Source organism: Streptomyces sp. CRN 30 (assembly GCF_034105845.1).
In genome coordinates this window covers 39916-51078 of the sequence record NZ_JAVRHI010000006.1, presented here as the reverse complement: position 1 = coordinate 51078, position 11163 = coordinate 39916, and the positions used below count along the sequence as shown (strand labels likewise).

General features: G+C 71.2%; 10 protein-coding genes. 3 read left to right on the top strand and 7 right to left on the bottom strand.

The window, feature by feature from the left end; translation table 11 throughout:
• The first annotated feature begins 389 nt into the window (after positions 1-389).
• Positions 390-1958: a trypsin-like peptidase domain-containing protein gene (locus UW392_RS00950; RefSeq protein WP_320772879.1), complete on the top strand. Its 1569-nt coding sequence runs from the start codon at positions 390-392 to the stop codon at positions 1956-1958.
• A 3-nt stretch (positions 1959-1961) separates the two neighbouring features.
• Positions 1962-3731 carry a CHAT domain-containing protein gene (locus UW392_RS00945; RefSeq protein ID WP_320772878.1) on the top strand — a complete coding sequence of 590 codons (1770 nt, stop codon included), beginning with the start codon at positions 1962-1964 and terminating at the stop codon, positions 3729-3731.
• A 13-nt stretch (positions 3732-3744) separates the two neighbouring features.
• On the opposite strand, the gene UW392_RS00940 is transcribed toward UW392_RS00945, so the two are convergent.
• The 4 genes from UW392_RS00940 to UW392_RS00925 form a co-directional block, all read right to left on the bottom strand.
• On the bottom strand, positions 3745-4179 hold the full coding sequence (locus tag UW392_RS00940) for a hypothetical protein (RefSeq protein WP_320772877.1): 435 nt from the start codon (positions 4177-4179) through the stop codon (positions 3745-3747).
• Positions 4180-4293: 114 nt separating this feature from the next.
• Positions 4294-4461, bottom strand: coding sequence for a hypothetical protein (locus tag UW392_RS00935; protein ID WP_320772876.1), 168 nt, complete (start codon positions 4459-4461; stop codon positions 4294-4296).
• A gap of 255 nt (positions 4462-4716) precedes the next feature.
• On the bottom strand, positions 4717-5991 hold the full coding sequence (locus UW392_RS00930; RefSeq protein WP_320772875.1) for a cation:proton antiporter: 1275 nt from the start codon (positions 5989-5991) through the stop codon (positions 4717-4719).
• A gap of 195 nt (positions 5992-6186) precedes the next feature.
• On the bottom strand, positions 6187-7707 hold the full coding sequence (locus UW392_RS00925) for an MFS transporter (RefSeq protein WP_320772880.1): 1521 nt from the start codon (positions 7705-7707) through the stop codon (positions 6187-6189).
• A 140-nt stretch (positions 7708-7847) separates the two neighbouring features.
• Between UW392_RS00925 and UW392_RS00920 the strand changes: the two genes are divergently transcribed.
• Complete coding sequence (locus tag UW392_RS00920; protein ID WP_320772874.1) at positions 7848-8303, top strand: RpiB/LacA/LacB family sugar-phosphate isomerase; 456 nt, start codon at positions 7848-7850, stop codon at positions 8301-8303.
• 107 nt (positions 8304-8410) lie between these two features.
• Here the strand turns inward: UW392_RS00920 and rocD are convergent, their stop codons facing one another.
• The 3 genes from rocD to UW392_RS00905 form a co-directional block, all read right to left on the bottom strand.
• A complete protein-coding gene (rocD, locus tag UW392_RS00915) occupies positions 8411-9634 on the bottom strand; it encodes an ornithine--oxo-acid transaminase (protein ID WP_320772873.1) in 1224 nt (407 codons plus the stop codon).
• The gene (gene ddaH, locus UW392_RS00910) at positions 9634-10452 is read right to left on the bottom strand and encodes a dimethylargininase (RefSeq protein ID WP_320772872.1); all 819 of its coding nucleotides are present in this window, start codon (positions 10450-10452) and stop codon (positions 9634-9636) included. Before ddaH ends, rocD begins: the two co-directional genes overlap by 1 nt.
• Positions 10453-10578: 126 nt before the next feature.
• Positions 10579-11094 (bottom strand): Lrp/AsnC family transcriptional regulator, encoded by a 516-nt coding sequence (locus UW392_RS00905; protein ID WP_320772871.1) that lies wholly within the window; start codon positions 11092-11094, stop codon positions 10579-10581.
• Positions 11095-11163 lie beyond the last annotated feature (69 nt).

Genomic DNA, 11163 nt, shown 5'->3' with positions numbered 1-11163 from the left:
CTCACCTCTGCGGCCTTCGTATGACTCTGATTCCTTGGCGGAACGCAGGATCATGCGAAGGCCGTCCGCCTGTCCGGCGAATCCCCAGGTGAGTGACGGTGTACGACGCCCTGTTCGAGCCCAGAGGTTAAGTAACAAGCTGAGAACCGGTGCCTGATCCACGCTCCTCGTACTCATGAGAACCGGTCCTTCCGCGGTCGGGTCGGGGGACAGAGCCTGTGCTCAGAGTCCGCCCAGAAGGGCGCCGGGTCCATGGGCCGGGCCGTGCTGTGCCGCGGCGGCCGGACCGCACCGGACGGCATCGCGCGTTCCGGTCGCCGGCGGTTCTCAATTCCACACACACGCGTTTCCGTACACACGCGTTTTCGCACACATGGGGGAATCCAGTGATGTTCTTCTCGCGTACACACCGAGGCCGGTCCCGCACCCGGGCCCGTCTCGCGCTCACGTCCGCCGCGCTCGTCGTGGTCGCCGGTCTGACGGCGGCGCCCGGTGTCCGGGCCGCACCGGAGGCCGACGACCCGCTTCCACGGGTGACACCACAGGCCCGCGCCCAGGAACTGGTGCAGCCCGCGACCGTCTTCGTCCAGGTGGATTACCTCGCCTATGTGCTCACCGACATCGAGGGATTCGCCTTCGACGGGCCGTTCACCTGGACGGAGGGCTGCAGCGGGGTGATCGTGGAACCGACCGGATACGTGGCGACGGCCGGGCACTGCCTGGACCAGAGCATGGAGGACGGCGCCCGGGGGAAAGCCGTCGAATACGCCGTCGGCGCACTCGTCGACGAGTACGGACTCGACCCTTACGAGGGTCAGCAGTTGCAGGCGGACGTGATCGCGGGCAACCGGCGCTGGACCGTCGAGGGAAACACCAACGGCTCCCCTCCCGAACGCGAAGCGCATGTGCAGGTGGGGGGCGACCGGGTCACGTGGCGGACCGACGCGCCCGCGGCCGGTGCGGCCGCCCGGGTCATCAGCGTGACCCCGTACAGCGAGGGTGACGTCGCCCTGCTGAAGGTGGCGCAGGACGAACTCCCGGCGGCGGAACTGGCGCCGCAGCGGGACATAGAGGTCGGTCAGGACGTCATCTCCATCGGCTACGCCTACGGGGACGCCGAACCCGGGGCCGAGGAGATATCCCCGACCGCCCGCAGCGGAAAGATGTCCTCCATCGACACGCTCGGCCGGCACGGACCCGGCAACGACTTCTACGAGACCAGCGCCGCGCTGAGCGAGGGGATGAGCGGAGGAGCGGCATTCAACCTCGACGGCCAGGTCGTCGGCCTCGGGAGTTCGCAGTCGTCGGGGAACGAGAGCGCCAACTACATCGTGCCCTCGTCGATCGTCGGCGAGATGCTGGCCCGCAACGGAGTGAAGAGCCGGCCGGGCCGCCTGGACACCCTGTACCGGGCGGGGCTCGCCGACTTCTACCAGGGCTACTACAGCGACGCCATCGACAAGTTCGACCAGGTCGTCGCGATCATGCCCGAGCACAGGTCGGCGGTGGTGAAGCGGGCCAAGGCCGCCGAGCTGAAGCAGCGCTTCGGGGACCAGCCCAAACCCGCGCCGGCGGCCCGCGCGGAGGAGGAGGGGACGCCGATCACCCTGATCGCGGGCATCGGCGCCGGGGTGCTGCTGGCGGCGGCGGTCCTGGTCGCCCTGTTGCTGCGGCGCCGGCGGCGGGGCGAGGGCACACCGCCGCCCGAGCCGCCCGCCGGGGACCGGCCGCCCGTCGTCACCGCCGACCTGGGAGCCCTCCCGGGACACGGACACCCCGGGCAGCCCGAAGCGGGTCGGCCCGCTCCCGACACACGGGAGCCGACCCTGCCGGACCCGGTGCCGTCGTACACGGTCCTCCCCGACGAACCCGTCCGGTGCCCGCAGTGCAGGTGGCCGCACGAACCCGACGCGGTGTTCTGCTCCCACTGCGGTGCACGGCTGTCACAGGGGCAGTGACGGATGGCGGAGGGGGAGCGGGGCCTCGAATTCGAGGTCGAGGTGAGCGAGAGCGAGACCAGGTACCACATCACAGCCCGGTCCAGTATCGGCGGCGAGGGCGTCGCCGACGCCGGACGCACCCCGGACGGTCTGCTGCTCGGCCAGCGACTGCAACGTCTGCGCATCGCGCTGCTCTCCTCGGCCGTGCCGAGGCGCCGGGTGCCGAGCAACGACGAGGCGGCCGTCCAGCAGTTGGGGAAGGCACTGTTCGACAAGTTGTTCATCGACGAGGTGCGGTACCTGTTCGACACGACGCGGCAGCAGGCGGCGCAGCAGAACCGTCCGCTCCGCCTCGTCCTGCGGTTCAGGTCCCCCGAGTTCGCCGCGCTGCCGTGGGAGTTCCTCTACGACGCCCGGCGCGACGACTACCTGTCGCTGAGCATGCCGCTGGTGCGCTACGCGGAGATACCCGAGACGGTGCGGCCGCTGCTGGTGGCACCGCCGCTGCGCATCCTCGGCATGAGCGCCCGTCCCGCCCAGTTCGACGCACTCGACGTGGAGGCGGAGAAGACACGGCTCCAGCGGGCGCTGAGCCACCTGGTACGGGACCGTCTCGTCGAACTGACCTGGGTACGGGGGGAGACCTGGCGGGACCTGGTACACGCCCTCGACAGCGGCCGGTGGCACGTACTGCACCTGGTCGCGCACGGCGCCTTCGACGAGGTCGCCAAGGAGGGCGTCATCTACCTGCCGGGGGAGGACGGCACGACGTACGGCCTCAGAGCGAGCCTGCTCGCCCGCGTCGTCAGTCTTCATCCGTCGCTCCGGCTGGTCTCGTTGAACGCCTGCGAGTCGGCGATGGCGAGCACGACGGACCTCTTCTCCAGCTCGGCGTCGACGCTCGTACGGCGGGGCGTGCCCGCCGTGCTCGCGATGCAGTTCGAGATCACGGACGACGCGGCGATCGAGTTCACCAGCTCCTTCTACGAGGGGCTGGCCTCCGGCCGGCCCATCGACGTCGCCGTGCGCAACGCCCGCCTCGAACTCAGCCTGGCCCGCCCGTACAGCCTGGAATGGGGCACGCCGGTGCTCCATCTGCGGCAGAGCGACGGCCGGATCTTCGACGTGCTGCCGAAGCGTCCGCCCCGGCGGCCCGGCACCCGTCCCGAGCCGCCGGGGGCGGTCGGGGCCCGTGCCGAGCCGTCACGGGTGTCCGGCGTCGGTGACGGGCCGTCACGGGTGGCGGTGAGGGCACCGGCCGCCGCGCGGAGAGCGGCCGCCGCGACCGCTCCGCCGCCCGCCGTCCGGGGGGACGGCGGGCGCGAGGGGTGGACCCGCCGGTCCCGCCGCCCGCTCGTCATCGGCGCGTCCGCCGTCTGCGTCCTCGGGGCGGTGCTGTTCACGCTGGTCACCTCGGCGGCCGACGAGCACGGTGCCGGTTCCGCCACGGTCCGGGTGGACGCCAGCTCCTCCTGGACCGCGTCGGGCGTGCGGCTCAAGGCGGGACAGCGCTACGAGATCGAGGCGACCGGCGAGATCTCCCCGGTGCCCGGCGCCCGCAACGGACCGGAGGGCGAGGCGGGCCACGGCGACGACGCGATGGCCGTCCTTGACCGGGCGAACTTCGCCGCGCTGCTCGCGAGGATCGGCGACCGGGGCGCACCGTTCCTCGTGGGCGGCGGAGCGAAAGGCAGCGCGACGACGTCGGGAGAACTGTCACTCGGCCTCAACGACCGCAACCCGGACGACAACACCGGCGCCCTGACCGTACGGATCAGACTGTTCGACTGACCCGGTGCGCGGGTCAGTCGGCGACCCACGCGCCCCGCACCGGGTCGAACCGGAAGGTGGCGCCCGACGCGAAGGGAAGGTCACCGGTGAAGAGCGCGCGATAGCCCTCGGCGGGGAGGTCCGGATCGAGGATCACCTGGGCGGAACTCCCGACGTCCTGGAGGACGAGCGCGCGGGACGCACCGGTGCCCGCCCGCTTGTCGGTGAACATCCGCCGCACCACGTCCCGCAGCGACTGCACGGCACCCTCCGCCGCCTTCGCCCCCACCGCGTTCAGGAAGGAGACCAGCGGCAGGGTGGCCAGCACCAGCCAGCTCAGCTCGGCGCTCCTTCTCGTCGGCAGGACCCGGACGGTGGCGGTGAGCCCCAGGGCCCGGAACCCGGACTCCACGTCGGCGGCGGTCTCCGCACTCAGCCTGTTGCTCACGAGGAGGTCGACTTCCACCATCCGGCCCCTTCCACGAGGCAGCGAGGACGGAGGACCACGATACGCCGCGGACGCTCGAACTCCAGTGAAATACATGCGAGTTCAGGGAGTCGCGGCATCCGCGAGAGGGGAGGCTCAGCCGTCCAGCGCGGCCACGAAGGGGGCGAGCTTCGCCGGGCTCAGCACCCACAGCACGCGGTCGATGCCCTCCGCCGAGGCGTCGACGGTCAGCAGGGCCGCGGTCTTCCCGCCGGACGAGACCAGGGCGGCCGGACGGCCGTTGGCCCCGCTCGTCTCCAGCACGTCGGCGACCCCGCGGCAGGGGTAGTCGAAGGCCTGATCAACGTGGCGCAGTCCGCTCGGGTACGGCGCGAGGCGTACGTCGGACGCGGTAGGCGATCCCGAAGAGCCGCGGGCGCGCCGCGAGGAAGTTGACGCGGTTGTACGCGCGTAGTCGAGACGCGCGTTCATGGTGCGATCCCCTCGCCGGGGTACGGGTACGTACTGCCGACCGGGGCGGCACCCTGTTCCGTGACAGGTCTCGGTGTGATCCGCATCTCACCCGACTGTGCCGGGGCGGCTCGCCTCCGCGGTGGCCGGACCGGCCGCCGGGGACTCCGGATCGCGCCCCGTCGGCTTCCCCAGCAGCCACGTCAGCAGCGGACCCGCCATTGCCGTCGTCACCACGGCCATCACCACCATGAGCGAGTACAGCTCCGTACGGATGAAGCCCAGCTGCAACCCCACGCTGAGGACGATCAGCTCGGTGAGGCCGCGGGTGTTCATCAGCGTCGCCAGCGCCGCGGACTGCCGTACCGGCATCCGGCTCAGCCGCGCGGCGGCGTACGCGCCGGCGAACTTGCCGCCCACCGCCACCAGCAGGATCAGCGCCAGATCGCCCAGTCCGCTCACGCCGACCCCGGACAGATCGACCTTCAACCCGGCGACCAGGAAGAACACCGGCAGCAGCAGGGTTCCGCTCAGCTGGCCGAGCCGCTCGTGCACGTCGCCGCGCAGCCGCTCCGTGCCGGACCGCGGCAGGACGACGCCGAAGAGGAACGCGCCGAAGATGTAGTGCAGGCCCAGCCACTCGGTGGCGGCCGCGGAGAGCAGCAGGCCGACGAGGACGAAGGCGAAGACGGACGGGGTGAGCCGCTGCCCGACCCCGCGGGCGGCCAGCCGGCGCAGCGCCGGACGCAGCACGAACACCATCGCGAGCAGGTAGGGGACGGCGAGCAGCATGCGCCACTGCTCGGGACCGGCCGCACCGCAGACGGCGACCACCATGGCCAGCAGCGACCAGGCCAGTACGTCGTCGATGGAGGCGCAGGCCAGCGACACCGCGCCCAGCGGCGTACGGACCATGTTCCGGTCGGTGAGAATCCTCGCCAGCACCGGGAACGCGGTGATCGACATGGAGATGCCCATGAAGAGCAGGAACGCCGTGTCGTTGTCGGTGCCGTGCTCATTGAGCAGATAGAGGCCGAGCGCCGCGCCGAGGCCGAACGGCAGCACGATGGAGCTGACGGAGACGGCGGGGGCGATCGCGCCGCTGCCCCGGATCAGCGCCGCGTCCCAGTCCAGACCCACGATGAACATGAAGACGGCGACACCCACCGCCGCCAGGGCGCTCAGCAGCGGGCGGGTGGTGTCGGGGAACAGGGCGTCCGAGACGGCCCCGTCGAACAGCGTGGGTCCCAGCGCGATACCGGCGAGGACCTCGCCGATCACGGCGGGCTGGCCCAGCCGCCGGGCCAGCGCGCCCAGCAGACGCGCCAGCAGCACCATCACGGCGAGGCCGACCAGCAGGGAGGTGGTCTGTTCCGTGGTCATACGGTCCGTCTCTCTCCGGAGGAGAGCCGCGTCCGTGACGGGCTCGCCTCAGGACTGCCCACCGGCAGGAACGGATCAGCGCCCGCAGTTTCGCACGGACGGCAATTGACCGGATCGCGGAGGGTGAGCGACCGAACAGGCGCCGTTGACGGCGGCGCCTCGCTCGGATAGCGCTCCGTACCGCTCCGTGCTTCGTCAGAATTTCGGCACGGGGGCCTGTTCCTCGACCATGGCCGCCGCCTCGGCCTCGCTCTGCACCGACGGGGGAGAACCCTCCAGCGGCTGCCGCGCGGTCTCCTTCATGCAGGCCACCGCGGTGACACCGACCAGGGCCGCCGCCATCGCGTAGTACGCCGGCATCATCTCCGAGCCGGTCGCGCCGATCAGCGCGGTGATGACCAGCGGGGTGGTGCCGCCGAACAGGGACGTCGACAGGTTGTAGCCGACCGAGAGGGAGCCGTAGCGCACGGAGGTCGGGAACATCGCGGGCAGCGCCGCCGACATCGTGCCCAGCAGGCAGACCAGCGACAGGCCGAGCATCAGCATGCCGCCCGCGACGGCGGCCAGACTGCCCTGCCGCACCAGGAGGAACGACGGCGCCGACAGCACGAGGAAGCCGAGCATGCCGGTCATCAGGACGGGCTTGCGGCCGTAGTGGTCGGAGAGCCGGCCCACCTGGTTGATGATCAGCATCAGCACCACCATCGTGACCACGAGGATCAGCAGACCGTGCGTCTCGGAGTAGTGCAGCTCGTCGGAGAGGTACGTCGGCATGTACGACAGCAGCATGTAGTCGGTGATGTTGTACGCGCCGACCAGGGCGATGCAGAGCACCAGCGCCCGCCAGTGCTGCCGGAAGATCTTCGCCAGGTCGCCCCGCTTGGTGGTCTCCACGGAGTCCGCCGCGTCCGGGACGTGCACGTTGCCCTCCTCCAGCTTCAGGAAGGCGGGGGTGTCGTCCAGCCGCATCCGCAGGTAGAGACCGACGATGCCGAGCGGACCGGCGACCAGGAACGGGATGCGCCAGCCCCAGGCGTCCATCGTGTCCGAGCCGAGGCCCGCGGTGAGCGCGGTCACCAGGCCCGCCGCGCCGGTGTACCCGGCCAGCGTGCCCAGCTCCAGGAAGCTGCCGAAGAACCCGCGCCGCTTGTCCGGGGCGTACTCCGCGATGAACGTGGAGGCACCGCCGTACTCACCGCCGGTGGAGAAGCCCTGGAGCAGCCGGAACAGGATCAACAGCAGCGGCGACCAGAAGCCGACCGCGGCGTAGGTGGGGAGCAGGCCGATGGCGAACGTGCCGATCGCCATCAGGATCATCGTCAGCGCGAGGACCTTCTTGCGGCCGATCCTGTCGCCCATCGGCCCGAAGACCATCCCGCCGATCGGCCGCACCAGGAAGGCGACGGCGAAGGTGGCGAAGGACGACAGCAGCTGCGCGGTGTCGCTGCCGGACGGGAAGAAGACCCGTCCGATGGTGCCGGCCAGATAGGCGTAGATACCGAAGTCGAACCACTCCATGGCGTTGCCGAGAGAGGCCGCCTTCACCGCGCGCTTGACCGCCCGCTCGTCCGTCACCGTGATGTCCGAACGGCGCAGTCGGGGGTTCCGCCTGCGTCTGACGGCACGGAAGAGGGCCCTGTGACGCTTGATCGCTGCGGTGTCGGGCACGTGCCCGTTGTCGGTGGAGGACGTGGCTGGCTTCCTTTCCGGGTGCATAAGCACCCGAAGAGGGAACTTATGCGCGTTCGCATACTTCTCCGCTGAACCTGCCACAAAATCCAAAGTTCAGTCCTATGGATCGTCCTATGGATCGTCTATGGATCGGTGACCGGCCGACCGGCGGGTAGGCTCCCGGCATGCGGATCGCCGTCTCCTCCGACATGGACGAACCCGTGGCCCGTCTCCTCGTCGAGGAAGTGCGCGAGCGGGGCCACGAGGTACTGGCGTACGGCGCGCTGAGCCCCGGCGCGGACGCCGCCTGGGCGGCGTGCTCGGAGCGGGCGGCACGTGAGGTCGTGGCCGGTTCGGCCGATCAGGCGATCGTGTGCTGCTGGACCGGGACGGGGGCCTCGATCGCCGCGAACAAGGTGCCCGGGGTGCGGGCCGCGTTGTGCGTGGACGCGTACACGGCGGACGGGGCGCGGCGGTGGAACGACGCGAACGTGCTGGCGTTGTCGTTGCGGCTGACGTCGGGGGCGGTGCTGGGGGAGATCCTCGACGCGTGGTTCTCGGCCGAGCCGAGTCAGGACGCGGAGGATCGGGCCAACGTGGCCCATGTCGTCGGCCTCGACGGAGACGTCCCCACGCCGTGACCTCGCGGGGCGGCCGCGGGTCCGTCGCGCAGTTCCCCGCGCCCCTTCAAGGGGCGCGGGGAACTGTGCGACCAGCCCCCACCGGCCCGCGGCCGAGGACCGACCCCTTACCGCAACACCTCCTCCAGCACCGACAGCGCACCCCCCAGTTCACCCGAGGTGATGGTCAACGGCGGCGCCACCCGCACGGTGGACCCATGCGTGTCCTTCACGAGAACCCCCCGCCCCATCAGCCGCTCACTGATCTCCCGCCCCGTCCCGAGGGACGGATCGACGTCGACGCCCGCCCACAGCCCCCGCGCCCGGAACCCGACCACCCCCCGCCCGACCAGCCCCGCCAGCCCCTCCCTGAGCTGAACGCCCAGCTCCGCCGCCCGGCGCTGGTACTCGCCGGTCTCCAGCAGCTCCACCACCGCCTCCCCGACCGCCGCCGCCAGCGGATTCCCCCCGAACGTGGAGCCGTGCTCACCGGGACGCAGCACCCCCAGGACGTCCCGCCGCCCCGCCACCGCCGACACCGGCACGATGCCCCCGCCCAGCGCCTTGCCGAGCAGCACCACGTCCGGGACGACCCCCTCGTGCTCGACCGCCAGCGTGTGCCCCGTACGCCCGAGGCCCGACTGGATCTCGTCCGCGATGAACAGGCACCCCGCCCGCCGGGTGATCTCCCGCACCCCGGCGAGATAGCCGTCGTCCGGGATCAGCACCCCCGCCTCGCCCTGGACGGGCTCGATCAGCACCGCCGCCGTCGTGTCGTCGACGGCGGCCCGGAGCGCCGCCAGGTCGTTGTACGGCACGATCCGGAACCCCGGCGTGAACGGCCCGAACCCGCCGCGCGCGGTCTCGTCCGTGGAGAAGCTCACGATCGTCGTCGTACGCCCGTGGAAGTTGTCGGCGGCGACGACGATCGTCGCGGCGTCGGCGGGGACGCCCTTCACGTCGTAGGCCCACTTGCGGGCCACCTTGATGCCGCTCTCCACCGCCTCGGCGCCGGTGTTCATCGGCAGCACCATCTCCGTGCCGGTGAGCGCGGCGAGCCGCTCGGCGAAGGAGGCGAGCCGGTCGTTGTGGAAGGCGCGCGACGTCAGCGTCAGCCGGTCCAGCTGCCGGTGGGCGGCCTCGACGAGCGCCGGATGGCGGTGGCCGAAGTTCAGCGCCGAGTATCCGGCCAGCAGATCCAGGTAGCGGCGGCCCTCGACGTCCTCCATCCAGACGCCCTCGGCCCGGCTGACGACCACGGGCAGCGGGTGGTAGTTGTGCGCGAGGACCGGTTCCTCCGCGCGGATCAGCTCGGCGGAGCCACGGGTACCGGTGCGCGTGGTGGTGGTCATCAGCGGATCTCCTGAGTGCAGCACTTGATGCCGCCGCCCGCCTTGTGCAGCTCGGACAGGTCGACGGGCACGGGGACGTAACCGCGTGCGGCGAGCCGGCCGGCGAGGGCCGTCGCCCGCGGCGAGATGAACACATGACGGCCGTCGGAGACGGAGTTCAGACCGAACGCCAGGGCGTCCTCGCGGGTCGCGAGCACCGCGTCCGGGTACAGCCGGGCGAGCACCTCGCGGCTGCCCGGGGAGAACGCCCCCGGGTAGTACGCGATGTTCTCGGTGGTCCCGTCGTCGAGCGTGAACAGCGCCGTGTCCAGGTGGTAGAAGAACGGGTCCACCAGCGTCAGACCGATCACCGGCACACCGAAGAACTCCTGCACCTCACGGTGGGCCGCGACCGTCGTACGGAACCCCGTGCCGGCCAGGATCCACCGGCCCGCCGGGACCAGGTCGCCCTCTCCCTCGCACACCGACTCCGGGTGCTGCACCTCGTACCCCTGAGCCTTGAACCACGCCTCGTAGGGGAGGGACTCGGCGCGCCGCTCGGGGGCCAGGAAGAGGGAGCCGAAGACCCGGCCGCCGACGACGACCGCCGCGTTCGCGGCGAAGACCATGTCGGGCAGGCCCGCGACCGGCGGCACCCGCTCGACGGTGTGGCCGTGCGCGCGGTAGGCGTCGACGAGGGCCTGCCACTGGTCGAGAGCGCGCAGCACGTCCACCGGCCGGCCGGTCTCCATCCACGGGTTGATGGCGTACCGCACCGCGAAGTGGCGGGGTTCGCAGACGAGGAAGCGCCGCCTGCGCGGCTCACGGGATCCGGGCACAGAGGGGTTCCTCCGCTTCGCTCACGAGTGGTCACAGGGTGTGACACCACGGTAAGAACGGACGGGAACGCCCGACAAGCACGGAAGGCTGCGTGTCGGCGCAGCAATCATGCGTAGTTCAGGCGATCAGCGCAGTTCCGCTGCGTCCTCGGCGGCCGGGCGGGGAACCGGATGGCTGGCCCCCGCCTCCGGACTGTCGGGAATCAGATGGGACAGCACCATCACGCTGATCGTCTTGCGGATGAACGGCTCCACCCGGATGCGCTCCAGCACCTCCTCGAAGTGCTCCACGTCCCGCGCCCGCACGTGCAGCAGCGCGTCCGCGCCCCCGGTCACCGTCATGGCCGCCGTGATCTCCGGGTGGTTGCGCACCACCTCCGCAAGGCGCCGCGGCGGCGCCGCCCCCTCGCAGTACACCTCGACGTACGCCTCGGTCCGCCAGCCCAGCGCAGACGGCTTCACCGTGGCCGTGAATCCGGTGATCACCCCGGTCTCCCGCAGCCGGTCCACCCGCCGCTTGACCGCCGTCGCGGAGAGCCCGATGCCCGCGCCGATCTCGGCGAACGACGAACGGGCGTTGGCCATCAGCGCGGTGACGATCTTCCGGTCCAGCTCGTCGAAGGAGGTCGGCCTGCTGTTCATGCGGGCACTGTATCCAGCGGATACGTCCACGCCGGGGCCGTGTTCACGCGTTCGGATCGCCCCTAGACT

Coding starts and splice junctions, on each gene's coding strand:
- UW392_RS00950 (WP_320772879.1), top strand. CDS start 390: ATGTTCTTCTCGCGTACACACCGAGGCCGGTCCCGCACCCGGGCCCGT.
- UW392_RS00945 (WP_320772878.1), top strand. CDS start 1,962: ATGGCGGAGGGGGAGCGGGGCCTCGAATTCGAGGTCGAGGTGAGCGAG.
- UW392_RS00940 (WP_320772877.1), bottom strand. CDS start 4,179: ATGGTGGAAGTCGACCTCCTCGTGAGCAACAGGCTGAGTGCGGAGACC.
- UW392_RS00930 (WP_320772875.1), bottom strand. CDS start 5,991: ATGACCACGGAACAGACCACCTCCCTGCTGGTCGGCCTCGCCGTGATG.
- UW392_RS00925 (WP_320772880.1), bottom strand. CDS start 7,707: ATGCACCCGGAAAGGAAGCCAGCCACGTCCTCCACCGACAACGGGCAC.
- UW392_RS00920 (WP_320772874.1), top strand. CDS start 7,848: ATGCGGATCGCCGTCTCCTCCGACATGGACGAACCCGTGGCCCGTCTC.
- rocD (WP_320772873.1), bottom strand. CDS start 9,634: ATGACCACCACCACGCGCACCGGTACCCGTGGCTCCGCCGAGCTGATC.
- UW392_RS00905 (WP_320772871.1), bottom strand. CDS start 11,094: ATGAACAGCAGGCCGACCTCCTTCGACGAGCTGGACCGGAAGATCGTC.